Here is a 14,836-nt window from a genome sequence, read left to right on the forward strand (position 1 = left end):
GGATCGCGGCGGCCGCCGTCGTCGCCCCGGCACGGCATCTTCGCCTACCCCCGGCGGGGTAGCGGGAGATCAGCCCACGGGGTGGCGACCGGTGGGGCGGGGCCCGGCTAGGTTGGTCGGGTGCCCGTCGAACCCAAGGCGATCCACCTGGACGTGCTGCTGGCGGTGGTGCTGACCTGGCTGACCCTGGACACGGTGCGCAACTACGACGACGGCACCGTCGCGCCGGTCACCTACCTGCTCGCCGCGCTGACCGTGGCGCCGATCGCGCTGCGCCAACGCGCGCCGGTGACCACCGCGCTGGTCGTGCTGGGCGCCCTGGCCGCGTACAGCGAGCTGGGCCGGATGGCGTTCCCCAACGCGGGCGTGGGCATGCTGGTGTGCGTGCTGACCGTGGCCACCCTGCGCCCCCGGCCGGTGACCGCGGCGGTGTGCGCGACGGCCGCGGTCGTGCTGGTGTTCGCCTACATGAGGATGACGCCCGACTTCGCGTGGTCGGAGATCGTCCAGGCGGTGCTGGTGGTGTTCGGCGCGTGGGTGCTCGGCGAGGGCACGAAGCGGTGGGCGGAGCGCGCCGAGCGGCTGGCCGAGCGCGCGGCGCGGGCGGCGGCGGACGAGCGGGTGCGCATCGCCCGTGAGCTGCACGACGTGGTGGCGCACCACATGTCCGTGATCTCGCTGCAGGCGGGCGTGGCGCGGTACGTGCTGGACACCGACCTGGCCACGGCGCGGCAGGCGATCGGCACGGTGGGGGAGGCCAGCCGGGAGGCGCTGGCCGAGCTGCGCCGCCTGCTCGACGTGCTGCGGGTCGACCACGACGGCGAGCTGGCGCCGCAGCCCGGCCTGGCGTCGCTGGGCGAGCTGGTGGAGCGGGCGCGCGGCGCCGGGCTGCCGGTCGAGGTGGCGGTCACCGGCGAGGTCCGCGACCTGCCGTCGGGACCGGACCTGTGCGCGTACCGGGTGGCGCAGGAGTCGCTGACCAACGTGCTCAAGCACGCGGGCCCGGCGACCGCGCGGGTCGACCTGGACTACGGCGAGCACACGTTCACGCTGAAGGTGACCGACGACGGCGCGGGCGCGGCGGGCCCGGTGTCGCCGACCTCGCACGGCATCCGGGGCATGCGGGAACGCGCCGCCCTGTACGGCGGGGTGCTCACCGCGGGCCCGCGTCCGGGCGGCGGGTTCGGCGTGGTGCTGCGGCTGCCGGTGGAGGAGGCGGGATGACGATCCGGGTGCTCGTGGCCGACGACCAGGCGCTGATCCGCGCGGGCCTGGTCGCGCTGCTCACCGCCGCGCCGGGCTTCGAGGTGGTCGGCGAGGCCGCCGACGGCGCGCAGGCCGTGGCGCTGGCCGCGTCGACCGCGCCGGACGTGGTGCTGATGGACATCCGGATGCCGGTGCTGGACGGCATCGCCGCCACCCGCCGCATCCTGGCCGACGCCGGCGAGGACCCGCCGCGCGTGGTCGTGCTGACCACCTTCGACCTGCCCGAGTACGTCTACACCGCGCTGGGCGAGGGCGCGGCCGGCTTCCTGGTCAAGGACACGCCGCCGGAGCGCATCCTGTCCGCGGTCCGCACCATCGCGGCGGGCGACATCCTCATCGCGCCGCACATCACGCACCGCTTGATCGAGACCTACGCCCGGCACCACCGCACCACCGGCGCGGCCGCGCCCCTGCTGGCCGAGCTGACCGCGCGCGAGACCGAGGTGCTGCGCCTGGTCGGCAACGGCCTGACCAACGCGCAGATCGCGCAACGCCTGGTGCTCAGCGAGGCCACGGTGAAAACGCACGTCAAGCGCATGATGGGCAAACTGCGCCTGTCCAGCCGGGCGCAGGCGGTCGTGGTCGCCTACGAGAGCGGCCTGATCGTCCCGATGTCGAAGCCGCCCCTGACATGATCGCCCCGTGACCGTCGAACTCCAGATCGCCGTCGACTGCGCCGATCCCGCCCGCCTGGCCGCCTTCTGGTCCCGGGCCCTCGGCTACACCACCGAAGACCTGCCCACCGACGAGTGGCAGGCGATAACCGACCCCTCCGGCACGGGCCCGCGCATCCTCTTCCACCGCGTCCCCGAACCCAAGCTGACCAAGAACCGCCTCCACCTCGACGTCCGGGTGGGAGGCCCCCGGGGCACCCCCAAGCCCACCCGCCGCCCCCTGGTGGACGCGGCGATCCCCCGCCTCGTCTCCCTGGGCGCGACCCACCTGCGCACCGTCGACGACGAGGAGGACTACTTCGCCGTCCTGACCGACCCGGAATCCCACGAGTTCTGCCTCTGCTAACCCCCGCGTGTCATGCGCTCAACCCGCGCGAGTCATGCCCCCAGACCTCGCGAGTCGAACCTCCAGACCCGTCGTGTCGAACGCTCAGACCCCCCGAGTTCCACGTTCAGACCCCGAGGCTCAAGCCGGCAGCAGCACCCGGCGCCGCTCGACCAGCACCGCCACCCCGGCCACCGCCAACCCGGACAGGCTCAACCCCACGCCCACCCACGCCGTCGACGTGTACCCCCACCCGGCGGCGATCGCGGCACCACCCAGCCACGCCCCCGCCCCGTTGGCCAGGTTCAACGCCGAGTGGTTCGACGACGAGGCCAGCGACGGCGCGTCGGGCGAGGCGTCCATCAGCCGCACCTGCAACGCCGACGCCAGCACCTGCGTCACGAACCCCAGCAGGAACACCCACGTCACCGCGAGCACCGGCACCGACGCGGTGAGCCCGAACCCCAGCAGCACCACGGCCACCGCCACCAGCGACCCGAACAGCGCGCCCGTCACCGACCGGTCCACGAACCGCCCGCCGAACGTGGCGCCGAGCGTCATGCCGAGGCCGAACGTCGCCAGCACCCACGGCACCGCGCCCGCGGGCAGCCCGCCGACCTCGGTGGTCAGCGGCGAGATGTAGGAGTAGACCGCGAACATCCCGCCGAACCCGATCGTGCCGGTGACCAGCGCGAACCACACCGCGGGCCGTCGGAACGCGCGCAGTTCCGCGGCCACCCCCGCGTCCCGCGCCGCCGGCACCCTGGGCAGGTACCGGGCCAGCGCCACCGCGGTCGCCAGGGCGATCAGCGCCACCGCCAGGTAGGCCACCCGCCACCCGATCCGCTGCCCGGCCGCGGTCGCCACGGGCACGCCGACCAGGTTGGCCACGGTCAGGCCGACCATGACGCGGGCGACCGCCGTGCCCCGCCGCTCCGGCGGCACGAGGGCGGCGGCCACGACGGCGGCGATGCCGAAGTACGCGCCGTGCGGCAGCCCGGCGACGAACCGGGACACCATCAGCAGCGTCCCGTTCGGCGCCACCGCGGACAGGCCGTTGCCCGCGGCCAGCGCGATCGTCAGCGCGATCAGCAGCCCCTTGCGCGGCAGCTTGGCGGCCAGCCCGGCGATGAGCGGTGCGCCGACGACCACGCCCAGCGCGTAGAGGCTGATGGCGTGGCCGGCGGTGGGGATGGAGATGTCGAAGGTGTCGGCCACCTGGGGCAGCAGGCCCATGGTGGCGAACTCGGTGGTGCCGATGGCGAACCCGCCCAGCGCGAGCGCGCCCACCGCCCCACCCCGGCGGGTCGCGGCGGACTCGACGGTCGTGGTCATGCGATCGCTCCTGTCACCCGTGCCGCGTCGACGGTGACCGGACGTTGGTTAGCAAATGAAACTATCTTATTCGGTCGCGGGCGTGATCAACTCGTGCCGCTGCTCACACGGCGCGGCACCAGCACCGCCACCAGCAGCCCGGCCACCAGCAGGCCCGCCGACGTGGTGAACGCCGCGTGGTAGCCGGCGGTGAGGGCGGCGGGTCCGTCGGCGCCCCCGGCCAGGGCCTCCCCGGTGCGCGCCGCGGCCAGCGTGGACAGCACCGCGACGCCCGCCGCCATGCCGACCTGCTGCGTGGTGTTGAACAGCCCCGACACCAGTCCCGCGTCGTCCGGCGCGGCGTCGGACATGCCGAGCGAGGTCAGCGCGGGCAGGACCAGGCCGCCGCCCGCGACCAGCAGCATCACCGGCAGCAGGTCGGTCACGTAGTCCGCGTCCACCGGCACGGTCCGGAGCTTGAGCATCGCGCCCACCAGCAGCACCAGCCCGGCCACCAGCACGGTGCGTGCCCCGAAGCGACGGCTCAGGCGGGCCGACACGAACAGCGACACGACGCCGATGGAGACCGCGGCGGGCAGCATCGCCAGGCCGGTGGCCAACGCGCCGTAGTGCAGCACCTGCTGCATGTAGAGCGCGACGACGACCTGGAAGGCGAACATCGCCGACAGCGCCAGCACCTGCACCAGGTTCGCGCCCACGACGTTGCGGGAGCGCAGGATCCGCAGCGGCATCAGCGGGGTCGCCGCGGTGGCCTGCCGGACCACGAACGCGGCCAGCAGCGCGAGCGAGACGGCGCCCAGCCCCAGGGTGTGCGCGGCGAGCCACCCGTGCTCCTCGACCTTGACCACGGTGTAGATGCCCAGCACCAGACCGGCGGTGACCAGCACCGCGCCGATCACGTCGGCACCCGCGCGCAGGCCGGGGCCGCGGTCGGCGGGCAGCACCCGGACCGCCAGGGCGATCGTGGCCAGGCCGATGGGCAGGTTGACGAAGAAGATCCAGTTCCAGCTCAGCGCGTCGGTGAGCACGCCGCCCAGCACCTGGCCCAGCGACGCGCCGACGGCGCCGGTGAAGCTGAACACGCCGATCGCCCTGGCGCGCTCGGCGGGGTCGGTGAACAGGGTCACCAGGATGCCCAGCACCACCGCGGAGGCCAGCGCGCTGCCCACGCCCTGGAGGAACCGGGCGGCGATCAGCACCCCCGGGGTGGTGGCCAGGCCCGCGAGCAGCGAGGCGGCGGTGAACACCGCGTTCCCGGCCAGGAACAGCGACCGGCGGCCGAGCAGGTCGCCGAGCCGCCCGGCCAGCAGGAGCAGCCCGCCGAACGGGATCAGGTAGGCGTTGACCGCCCAGCTCAGGCCGGCGGGGGAGAAGCCCAGGTCCTGCCGGATGGCGGGCATGGCGACGGTGACGATGCTGCCGTCGAGGATCGTCATCAGCATCGCCGCGGACAGCACGGCCAGCGCCGACCAGCGGCCGGTCCGGGGTGCGTCGAGGGTGGTGGTCACGGTGCTCTCCTGTTCGTGGTGCGACAGGAGAGACGCTAGCAGATAGTTTCGTTACAGACAATCTTCTTCGGAGCTACCTCGTGCTCTCGCGGGCCCTCCGGGCGTTCGACGGCGCCGCGACCGGCGTGGACAGGTGGCCGGTGACCAGGCGGTTCATCGCCCGCAGCAGCACCTCGCGCTCGTCGGCGGGCAGGCTGTCCAGCGCCGCCCGGTGCACCCCGTCGACGATCCGCTGGCTCTGCCGGGCGACCTCGGCGCCCTTCTCGGTGACCGCGATGACCCGCGCCCGGCGGTCGGTGCCCGACGGGCGCCGCTCGGCCAGGCCGGCCTCCTCCAGCGCGTCGACCGTGACGACCATGGTCGTCTTGTCCATGTCGCCGAGCTCGGCGAGCTGGATCTGCGTGCGCTCCTCCTCCATGGCGTGCACGAGCACGCAGTGCATGCGCGCGGTCAGGCCGATCTCGGCCAGCGCCGCCGCCATCCGGGTGCGCAGGACGTGGCTGGTGCGGTCGAGCAGGAACGACAGGTCGGACTCGGTGCGGGCCGGGGCCATGGCAGACATGACCCCAGCGTAACCCCCTCGTCCCGTTCGGGATGATCTGTTGAAAAACGGTGTTACAGGGGCGGGTGCGCGTTGCGCAGCAGCTCCTGGAACCCGGCGGAGTGCCACGTTCCGGCCGGCGGCGTGTTCGGCCACGCCCCGCTCGGGTCGGGCGTGGCGTCGGGCCGGCCGGTGTAGTCCGGGTCGCACATCCGGTCGTGGTTCTCGCCGGGGTAGGGCAGCGGCACGCTCGCCCCGTCGGACAGCCCCGGCGGCTTCATCCACACGTACGCGTCCACCCCGGGCGCCGGCGACGCGACCGGGCGCTCGCCCAGCCCCGCGCCGACCTGGTTGCACCAGTTGGAGACCAGCAGCCGGCGGTCCAGCCGGCTCTCGTCCACGTACGTGTTGACGTTGGTCGACGTGCTCGACCGCGTCGGACGCTTCGGCCCGCCCCAGCCGTTGCGCGAGGTGTCCACCAGCACCCCGATCCCGGCGTCGAAGCCGTTGGCCACCAGCTCCCGCCGCAGGGTCGACGCGTAGGACAGCTCGTCGATGAACGGGTTCCAGTCCACCCACCTGGTCTGCAGGATGGGCTGGCCGCCGACGACGGACTTGGTGATGTACTCCTCGCGCAGCACCGAGTAGTTCGCCGTGTTGGCGATGACCCCGTGCACGTTCGCCGGGGTGCTGCCGGCCGCGTTCACCGCCCGCGCCAGGACCTCCAGGAACGGCTTCCGGTTGTCCGACCAGCCCAGCACCCCGTGGTGGCTGACGTCGACGTAGTTGTACACGTTGGGGATCGCGCCCAGCGCCGCCAGCGCGTACCCGACGCCGTTCACGTACGCCCCGTTGGCCTTGACCGCCTCGCACCGCTGCGTCCAGTCGGGCCGCCACGCCGTGTGCGTGACCAGGTACGGCAGGGAGTGCGGCTCGACCACCGCCACGACCCGCAGCCCCGCGTACGCCGGGTCGCGCAGGGTCTCGGCGATCGGGTCGACGAACTGCGCCCGGTAGGCCGGCAGGTCCTCGGTGCCCAGCTCGCCGTTGCTCGCCAACCGACCGCAGTCGCGGCCCGGCAGGTCGTAGAGCACCAGCTGGACCAGGTCGGCGCCCTGGCGCAGCGCCTCGTCCAGGTGGTCGCGCAACCCCATCCGGCCGGACTCGCCGCGCACGGCCGCGATGCTGTCCAACCACACCCCGGTCGGCCGGTCCGCCACGGCGGCGCCACCCGGTTCGGCGGCGGCCAGGGCCGACCACTCGGGGTTGACGTAGACCCGGGCCCCGGCGTACGGGTTGTCGACCCGGCCGGTGGCGCCCGCGGTGTCGACCAGCCCGAACGCGAGCACGGCCGTGACCAGCGCGGAGCGGAGCAGGTGGCGTCCGAAAGACCTCATCACGGTGCTGACCCCCATCACGACGTTGTGCGGGTGGCGGTACTTTCACGTTACAGCTACGCCTGATCGCGCATCAGCGCCGAACGGATTTCCCACGTTCGGATGACCGGCGGATGACGTGCCCGCGAACTGTCCGGCGAACGGCCACGACAACCGGACAAGATCGCCGCCGAGCCTTCCGACGGGTCCCCGCCGTTGGGTAAGACCTCTGGCCATGCGGGGAATCACAGCGGGACTGGCGGCCGTCCTCCTCATCGGCACGGCGGTGCCCGCGACGGCCGAGCGGGGGCCGGTGCGCGACGCCACGGCCTACGTCGACCCCCTGATCGGCTCGGCCGGCGGCGGCAACACCCACCCCGGCGCGGTGCGGCCGTTCGGCATGATCTCGTGGAGCCCCACCAGCACCCGGGGCGACCAGACCAACACCGGCGCCGCCAACGGCTACTCCTACGACGCCACGCGCGTGCGCGGGTTCAGCCTCACCCACGTCAACGGCGCGGGCTGCCACCCCGGCGCGGCCGGCGACGTGCCGATCATGCCGTTCGTCGGCGAGGTCGCGAGCTCGCCCACCGCCGACGTGCGCGACGAGGTCTACGCCGCCGACTTCCGGCACGAGGACGAGTCCGCCACGCCCGGCCGCTACCGGGTCGGCCTGTCCTCGGGCGCCTCGGCGGACCTGAGCGTCACCACCCGGGCCGGCATCGGCGACTTCACCTTCCCCGCCGACCGGCCCGCCGCCCTGCTGTTCCGCGTCTCCAACTCGCTCAACGGCAGCGAGGACGCGTCGGTCACCATCGACCCGGACCGGCGGACCGTGTCCGGCTCCGTGCTCACCGGCGCGTTCTGCGGGCGGCGCGCCAACGGCGGCGCCAACAACAAGAAGTCCTACTACCGGCTGCACTTCACCGCCTCCTTCGACCGCGCCTTCGCGGGCACCGGCACCTGGGTCGACGGCGAGCTGCGCCCCGGCACGACCACCGCGTCCGGCGGCGAGGGCTACGAGACCGGCGCGGCGCGCCAGGGGCGCGGCTCCGGCGGCTACGTCACCTTCGACACCTCGACCGACACCGACGTCCGGGTCCGCGTCGGCATCTCCTACACCAGCGCGGAAGCCGCCCGGCGCAACCTCGACCGCGAGATCGGCCCGCGCGAGGCGGTCGACTCGGTGGCCGCCGACGCCCGCCGCGAGTGGGCCCGCCAACTGCGGTCCGTGGAGGTCGCCGGCGGCACCGACGAGCGGCGCACGGTCTTCTACACCGCGCTCTACCACGCCTTCCTGCAACCGAACGTGACCAGCGACGTGGACGGCACCTACCTCGGCGGCGATCGGGAGGTGCACCGCCTGGAACGCGGCCAACGCGCCCAGTACGGCAACTTCTCCGGCTGGGACCAGTACCGCGCCCACACCCAGCTGCTCGCCCTGCTCGAACCCCGGGTCGCCTCCGACTACGCCCAGTCGCTGCTCAACCTGGCCCGCCAGAACGGCGGCGTGTGGGACCGCTGGGTGCACGTCAACGGGCCCACGCACGTGATGACCGGAGACCCGTCGGCACCCGCGCTGGCAGGTATGCACGCCATGGGCGCGCGGGACTTCGACGTGCGCGCGGCGTTCGACTCCCTGGTGCGCCAGGCCACCACGCCGCACCCGGACGGCCTGTCCGACAAGGGGTGCCCGGGCCAGTGCGAGGGCCAGCGCCCGAACCTGGCCGAGTACCTGCGCCTCGGCTACGCGCCGCAGGACACCTGCCACTGCTGGGGCGGCGCGGCCGAGACGCTGGAGGACGCGGTCGCGGACGCCGCCCTGGCCGACTGGGCCGCGCGGCTCGGGCGGACCGACGTGCGCGACGCCCTGCTGCCGCGCGCGAGCTGGTGGCGCAACACGTTCAACCCCTCCGCCGGCGACACCGGGTACCAGCAGGCGCGCAACTCCGACGGCACCTGGACCTGGCCGTTCAGCCCGTCGTCCGACCTGGGTTTCGCGCAGGGCACCAGCGCCACCTACACCTGGATGGTCCCGCACGACGTGTCCGGCCTCGCCGCCGCGATGGGCGGGCGGGACCAGGCGGCCCGGCGGCTGGACGCCTTCTTCCGCAAGCCCGACGGCTCGTGGGCGACCGGCGGCGACGGGCTGCGCTACGACCCGACCAACGAGCCGGGCATTCACACCCCGTGGCTGTACAACGCCCTGGGGCAGCCGTGGAAGACGCAGCAGACCGTGCGGGTGATGGCCTCGCTGGTGTACCGGACCGGGCCCGCCGGGCTGCCCGGCAACGACGACCTGGGCACCATGTCGGCGTGGTACGTGTTCGCGGCGCTGGGCATCTACCCGCAGACGCCCGGCCGCGCCGAACTCCTCTTGTCCAGCCCGGTTTTCCCCTACGCGCGGGTCAACCGCACCGGTGCGCCGCCGCTGACCATCAAGGCCCCCAACGCATCCGACACGAACGTGTACCTCCAAGCCGTCGAGCTTGACGGTCGGGAGCACACCGCGCCATGGTTGCCGGAGAGGTTCGTGGCACGCGGTGGCGAGCTGGTCGTGGACGTGAGAGCCACCCCGAACACCACCTGGGGCACAAGGGATCTGCCCGTCGACCACGTGCTGCCGGCAACAGGGCCGGTGCCGAACCTCCCCACCGCGTGCACGGCCTCCGGGCCGTGGTGCGCACAGGACCTGGGAGGTCAGTACGATGTGGACGGAGCAGCGGCGGCAGACGCCAAGCAGCAGGGCGACCTCGACGGGAAGGGCTGGAGCTTCCCCGCCGAGCAGCTGCCCGCACCGGGCACGCGCCAGGTGGGCGACGCCACCTTCACCGCGCCCGACACCAGCGGCACGGCCCGCAACTTCCTCACGGCGCGCGGCCAGCGCCTGCACCTCACCCCGGGCCGCCACGCCACCCTGGAGGTCCTGGCCACCGCCGTCAACGGCGACCAACGCGTCACCGCCACCACCGAGTACGCGGACGGCACCACCACGGCGACCGAGCTGTCCCTCACCGACTGGGCGGCACCGGCGGCGCGCTTCGGCGAACGCACCGCCGTGACCGCGACGACCCGCTACCGCACGGACGGGACGGCCGACGGGCGCACGGTGCGGATCTGGCGGTTGAGCGTGCCGCTCGACCCGACGCGCGAGGCCACCTCCTTGGTGCTGTCCGCGAACGCCAACGTGAAGGTGTTCGCGCTCAGCACGGGTGCACCCCAGGAGGTGGGCTCACGCTGAGCCGACCGGGTGCGCGCCGAGCCGACCGACCTCGCCGTCGAACTCGCCCGGCGTGCGCCCGCCGAACTAGTTCAACACCCGAGCACCGCCCTGCGCTGATCTCCCTGCCCTGAACCGAAAATCGGTCATCGCGGAGCGGTGTACCGGCGGTGTCACCAACACAGCCGCCAACTACGACCAGGAGGTGCCGTTCTCCACCACGTTCGACGAGCACTTGGCCGAGTGGACACCCGACTGCTGGACGCTCGTGTTCTCCGTCCCGACCCCAACGCGGACTGCGGGTGGTGGGCCGCCCACGGACGGCTGGTGGAGGAGTTCGAACGGCGGGTGCCGCCAGGCTCCGGTCACGGACCGGAGCTGTCGTTCGGGCGGAATGCGCAGTCCGGCTTCGGCGCACCTCCCGCCTGCGACACACGCACCTCCCGACTTCAGCAGCCCAGCCCGACCTCGGCACGCACCTCCCGACTCCGGCACGCACCTCCCGACTTCGGCGGACCCAGCCCGACCTCGGCACACCCAACCCGACCTCGGCATACACATCCCGACCGCGACACACCCACCTCACCCTCCGCACACGCACCCCTAACTTTCGTCAGGGGTGCTCCGGCAAGTCGTCGGATGTGGCAGAAAGGAGCTGATCCTTAGGTTTTCCCTCGTGAGAACGACACTTGTGGCCCTGGTCGCGGGCCTGATGGCGACCCTGGCCCCGCTGCCCGCCGCCCACGCCGAACCGGCCGTCGACCCAGCCGCCTTCGACACCTACCTCACCGACGCCCTGCACGACACCGGCCTACCCGGCCTGGCGGCGGTGGTGACGCAAGGCGACCGGATCGTCCACGCCGCCGGCTACGGGCACGACTCGGACGGCAACCCGGTCACCGCCGACACCCCGATGCGCGTCGCGTCGCTGAGCAAGTCGTTCACCGCCCTCGCGGTGATGACGCTCGTCGAGGACGGCCGAGTCGCGCTGGACGAACCGGTGGCGCGGCAGCTACCCGGCTTCACCATGGCCGACCCGCGGTACGAGCGGGTGACCGTGCGCCACCTGCTCAACCAGACCTCCGGGTTCTCCGACACCACGATCGATGTCGAGGACCTGGCCGGTTCCGGGTCGCTCGCCGGGTACGTCGCCGGGCTCGCCGACCAGGCGCTGGCCGACGACCCCGGCACGCGGTACCGGTACTGCAACGCCAACTACGAGGTCGCGGCCCGGCTGGTGGAGGTGGCGAGCGGTCAGGGCTTCGCCGACTACCTGCGGTCGGCGGTGTTCGGTCCGCTCGGCATGGGGAGCAGCGGGGTCACCGAGGCCGAGGTGCGGCCGGCGGACGGCTACATCTCGCTGTTCGGGGCGTGGCTGCCGCGCGCCGAGCTGCGGGGGCTCCGCGGCTCCAGCGGCGCGGGCGGGGTGATCACCACCGCCGCCGACATGGGCAGGTGGCTGATCTCCCAGACCGGCAACGGCGTGCCGCTGGTGTCGCCGGACGGGCTGCGCACGATGCACGCCTCGTCCGACGTGGCCGACTACGCCATGGGCTGGGCGCCGGACGAGGACCTGGACGTGCTCGTGCACTCCGGCAACCTGTTCACCTACACGGCGGCGCAGGCGATCGACCCGGCCACCGGCTACGGGTTCGCCGTGCTGGCCAACAGCGCCGCGCTGCAGGACGACACGTACGCCGTCCTCCAAGGGCTGCTGGCCATCAGCCGGGGGCGGGCACCCGGCGAGGTCGGTGGCGGGCGGCAGCTGTTCGAGCTGGTGCTGGGCCTGCTCGCGCTGGTGGCGCTGGGGCTCGGGGTGCTGGGCGTGCGACGTGCCGGGACGTGGGCGCGACGCCGGGCGGGCACGCCCACGTGGCGTGCGGCGCTGCGGTGCGCACCCGCGCTGCTGCCGGTGGCCGTGCTCGTCGGCTACCCCGACCTGCTGTCCGTGCTGATGGGCGGTCGGGCGGTCACCTGGGCGCAGCTGACCTACTTCCCGCTGCCCCTGACGGTCGCGGTGGTCGTCGCGGCGGCGGCCGGTGCGACGGTGGTGGTGGCCCGTGCCGTGCGGCTGCGCTCGGCGCGGACGGCGGCCTGAGAGACTGCCTGGCGGCAGGTCGGGGAGGGGGATCGGGTGGTCAACGGCGTGGCGCTGGCGGTGCTCGCGGTGGCGGGTGTGCTCAACGGTCTGGGGCTGGACTCGGTGCCGCTGTGGCGGCAACTGCTGTTCGTGGTGCTCGCGATCCTCGCCTACCTGCACGGACGGCACCTGCCGGTACCGCGCGGCTGGGTGGTGCTCGTGGTCGGCGGCGCGGTGGGACTGGTGGTCACGGCGGTGCGCCCGTCGGAAGGCGTCGGCGTGCTGGGTTCCCTGGGGCTGTTCGTCGCGCTGCCCCGGCTGGCCGGTCAGTTCCGGTTGCAGCAGGCCCAGCTCATCGAGGTGGGGCGGCAGCGGATCACCCAGCTGGAGCGGGAGCGCGAGTGGGTCGCCGAGCGCGCCAGGCTGCGGGAACGCGGCCGGATCGCCGCCGACGTGCACGACTCGGTCGGTCACGAGCTGGCGCTGATCGCCCTGCGCGCCGGCGCGCTGGAACTGACCGCCGACACCGAACGCGGCCGAGCGGCGGCGGCCGAGCTGCGCGCGTCGGCCGTCGCGGCCACCGACCGGCTCCGCCACGCGATCGGCGTGCTGCGCGAGGGCGCGCCGCCGCTCGAACCACCCGACGAGGAGGTGGGCGAACTGGTGGCCCGCGCCCGCCGCGCCGGCCTCCGGGTCACCCTGAGCGGGTCGCCGGGGCGGTTGCCCGCGCTCGTGGACCGGGCGGTGCACCGGGTCGTCCGGGAAGCACTGACCAACGCGGCCCGGCACGCGCCCGGCGCACCGGTGGAGGTGCGGGTCGAGCGGGCCAGGACCGAGTTGGTGGTGACCGTGACCAACCCGCTCGTCGGACCGGGGACCGGCCTGGCGACCGCGGGCACCCAGAGCACCGCGGGCACCGCCAGGAGCGCAAGCACCACGACCACCGCCGCCACCACCACCGCGGTGACCGCACCGGATGAGACATCATCGGCCGAGGAAGACCGCCGCGACAGCGGCAACAGGGGTGGCAGCGGGCTGGCGGGCTTGGCCGAACGGGTCCGGCTGCTGGGTGGCACGCTGCGGTCCGGCCCGACCGCCGAGCGGTTCACCGTGACCGCCCACCTGCCGATCGACCCCGTGGAGCGTGACCGGTGATCCGGGTCCTGCTGGCCGACGACGAGGCGGTGGTCCGGGCCGGCGTGCGCGCCATCCTGGACACCGACCCCGGCATCGAGGTGGTCGCCGAGGCGGGCGACGGGCACGAGGCGATCGACCTCGCCCGCCGCCACCGCCCGGACGTCGTGCTGCTGGACGTCCGGATGCCGCGACTGGACGGCCTGACCGCCCTGCCCGAGCTGCGCAGGGCCGTGCCGGACGCGGCGGTGGCGGTGTTGACGACGTTCGACGAGGACGAGTTCGTGGCCCGGGCGCTGGGCGGCGGCGCGAACGGGTTCCTGCTCAAGGCCGCCGACCCGCGTGAGCTGATCATCGGCGTGCGGGCGCTCGCGGACGGTGCCGCCTACCTGTCGCCGCGGATCGCCCAACGGCTCGTGGCCGAGCTGCGCGGCGGTGGGCTGTCGCGCCACGAGGGTGCCCGGGCGCGTGTCACCGCGTTGACCGCCCGGGAGCGGGACGTGCTGGCGCTGCTCGGCGAGGGCTTGTCCAACCAGTCCATCGCCCGACGGCTGACCCTGTCGGAGGGCACGGTGAAGGCGCACGTGAGCGCGATCCTCCAGGCGTTGGACGTGGAGAACCGGACGCAGGCGGCGATCCTCGCCCACGATGCCGGTCTCACGCGCTGAGGTAGCGGTGCAGCGCGCCCGCCGCTTCGAGCATGACCAGCGCGCGGGCCGCCAGGTGCGCCTCGCGGTCGGTGATGGCGGCCCGCAGGGCCTCGGTGCCGCCCGCCGCGCGGAACTCGTCCATGATCGGCTTGATGCGCGGCAACGGGTAGCGCGCCTGGCGCAGCATCGCCACCAGCCGGGCGTCGCGCACGTCCGCCGGTCCGTAGACGCGGTACCCGTCGGTGGTGCGGGCCGGGGCGAGCAGGCCCGCCGCCTCCCACACGCGCAACGCCGACGGCCGCACACCCAGCTTCGCGGCCAGGTCACCGACGTGCAGCCCGGCGCGCGGCACGGTGTCCGGCGGCCGCCCGGCCACCGCCTCCAACGCCTCGGCGGTGGCCTTGAGGGCTTCGCGCTGGGCGTGCGCGGCCGCGTGCGCCTCGTCGACCGCCGCCAGCGCCGTCAGCGAGTCACCGGCGTGCACGGCGCGCATGATCGTCCGGGCCACGGCCCACCCGTAGCCGCGGCCGAGCAGGCGGTAGGTCAGCAGCGCCTCGCGGTGCCGTTCACCGAACACCCGGTAGCCCGCGGGGGAGCGCTCGGCCGGGGGCAGCACGCCCGCGTCGAGGTGGTTGCGCACCTGCTGGGGCGAGATGCCCGCCGCGCGGGCCAGGTCCACCGGTCGCAGCGCTGCCTCCGCGGTCGACGTGGGGGTTGCCGGGCGGTG

General features: G+C 73.9%; 12 protein-coding genes. 7 read left to right on the forward strand and 5 right to left on the reverse strand.

Translation table 11 applies throughout. The features are described 5' to 3' along the window. The first annotated feature begins 120 nt into the window (after positions 1 to 120). From EKG83_RS10810 to EKG83_RS10820, 3 genes are read left to right on the forward strand one after another with little or no spacing between them, the layout of a single operon-like run. A complete protein-coding gene (locus EKG83_RS10810) occupies positions 121 to 1,224 on the forward strand; it encodes a sensor histidine kinase (RefSeq protein ID WP_033435822.1) in 1,104 nt (367 codons plus the stop codon). Continuing rightward, positions 1,221 to 1,901, forward strand: a complete 681-nt coding sequence (locus EKG83_RS10815; protein ID WP_033435823.1) for a response regulator — start codon at positions 1,221 to 1,223, stop codon at positions 1,899 to 1,901. Before EKG83_RS10810 ends, EKG83_RS10815 begins: the two co-directional genes overlap by 4 nt. Before the next feature lie 7 nt (positions 1,902 to 1,908). Next, positions 1,909 to 2,286, forward strand: a complete 378-nt coding sequence (locus EKG83_RS10820; RefSeq protein WP_033435824.1) for a VOC family protein — start codon at positions 1,909 to 1,911, stop codon at positions 2,284 to 2,286. A 120-nt stretch (positions 2,287 to 2,406) separates the two neighbouring features. Here the strand turns inward: EKG83_RS10820 and EKG83_RS10825 are convergent, their stop codons facing one another. From EKG83_RS10825 to EKG83_RS10840, 4 genes are all read right to left on the reverse strand, one after another. Continuing rightward, a complete protein-coding gene (locus EKG83_RS10825) occupies positions 2,407 to 3,600 on the reverse strand; it encodes an MFS transporter (RefSeq protein WP_033435825.1) in 1,194 nt (397 codons plus the stop codon). A gap of 86 nt (positions 3,601 to 3,686) precedes the next feature. Continuing rightward, positions 3,687 to 5,042 carry an MFS transporter gene (locus EKG83_RS10830; protein ID WP_153278888.1) on the reverse strand — a complete coding sequence of 452 codons (1,356 nt, stop codon included), beginning with the start codon at positions 5,040 to 5,042 and terminating at the stop codon, positions 3,687 to 3,689. A gap of 139 nt (positions 5,043 to 5,181) precedes the next feature. Next, entirely contained in the window at positions 5,182 to 5,670 is a 489-nt protein-coding gene (locus EKG83_RS10835) for a MarR family winged helix-turn-helix transcriptional regulator (protein ID WP_033435826.1), read from the reverse strand. A gap of 53 nt (positions 5,671 to 5,723) precedes the next feature. Continuing rightward, positions 5,724 to 7,046, reverse strand: coding sequence for a glycoside hydrolase family 6 protein (locus EKG83_RS10840; RefSeq protein ID WP_282916602.1), 1,323 nt, complete (start codon positions 7,044 to 7,046; stop codon positions 5,724 to 5,726). A gap of 214 nt (positions 7,047 to 7,260) precedes the next feature. Between EKG83_RS10840 and EKG83_RS10845 the strand changes: the two genes are divergently transcribed. The 4 genes from EKG83_RS10845 to EKG83_RS10860 all read left to right on the forward strand — a co-directional run bounded on the left by EKG83_RS10845 (position 7,261) and on the right by EKG83_RS10860 (position 14,127). Further along, on the forward strand, positions 7,261 to 10,266 hold the full coding sequence (locus EKG83_RS10845) for a GH92 family glycosyl hydrolase (protein WP_084717199.1): 3,006 nt from the start codon (positions 7,261 to 7,263) through the stop codon (positions 10,264 to 10,266). A gap of 655 nt (positions 10,267 to 10,921) precedes the next feature. Further along, complete coding sequence (locus EKG83_RS10850; RefSeq protein ID WP_033435827.1) at positions 10,922 to 12,343, forward strand: serine hydrolase domain-containing protein; 1,422 nt, start codon at positions 10,922 to 10,924, stop codon at positions 12,341 to 12,343. Positions 12,344 to 12,379: 36 nt separating this feature from the next. Next, entirely contained in the window at positions 12,380 to 13,480 is a 1,101-nt protein-coding gene (locus EKG83_RS10855; protein ID WP_051767058.1) for a sensor histidine kinase, read from the forward strand. Then, positions 13,477 to 14,127 carry a response regulator gene (locus EKG83_RS10860; RefSeq protein WP_033435828.1) on the forward strand — a complete coding sequence of 217 codons (651 nt, stop codon included), beginning with the start codon at positions 13,477 to 13,479 and terminating at the stop codon, positions 14,125 to 14,127. The genes EKG83_RS10855 and EKG83_RS10860 overlap by 4 nt, the downstream gene beginning before the upstream one ends. On the opposite strand, the gene EKG83_RS10865 is transcribed toward EKG83_RS10860, so the two are convergent. Next, complete coding sequence (locus EKG83_RS10865) at positions 14,117 to 14,788, reverse strand: MerR family transcriptional regulator (protein WP_211269332.1); 672 nt, start codon at positions 14,786 to 14,788, stop codon at positions 14,117 to 14,119. The genes EKG83_RS10860 and EKG83_RS10865 overlap by 11 nt on opposite strands. Between the last annotated feature and the right edge of the window lie 48 nt (positions 14,789 to 14,836).

The organism is Saccharothrix syringae (genome assembly GCF_009498035.1).
Classification (GTDB): domain Bacteria; phylum Actinomycetota; class Actinomycetes; order Mycobacteriales; family Pseudonocardiaceae; genus Actinosynnema; species Actinosynnema syringae.

Coding starts and splice junctions, on each gene's coding strand:
- EKG83_RS10845 (WP_084717199.1), top strand. CDS start 7,261: ATGCGGGGAATCACAGCGGGACTGGCGGCCGTCCTCCTCATCGGCACG.
- EKG83_RS10835 (WP_033435826.1), bottom strand. CDS start 5,670: ATGTCTGCCATGGCCCCGGCCCGCACCGAGTCCGACCTGTCGTTCCTG.
- EKG83_RS10825 (WP_033435825.1), bottom strand. CDS start 3,600: ATGACCACGACCGTCGAGTCCGCCGCGACCCGCCGGGGTGGGGCGGTG.
- EKG83_RS10815 (WP_033435823.1), top strand. CDS start 1,221: ATGACGATCCGGGTGCTCGTGGCCGACGACCAGGCGCTGATCCGCGCG.
- EKG83_RS10840 (WP_282916602.1), bottom strand. CDS start 7,046: ATGAGGTCTTTCGGACGCCACCTGCTCCGCTCCGCGCTGGTCACGGCC.
- EKG83_RS10830 (WP_153278888.1), bottom strand. CDS start 5,042: ATGCTGATGACGATCCTCGACGGCAGCATCGTCACCGTCGCCATGCCC.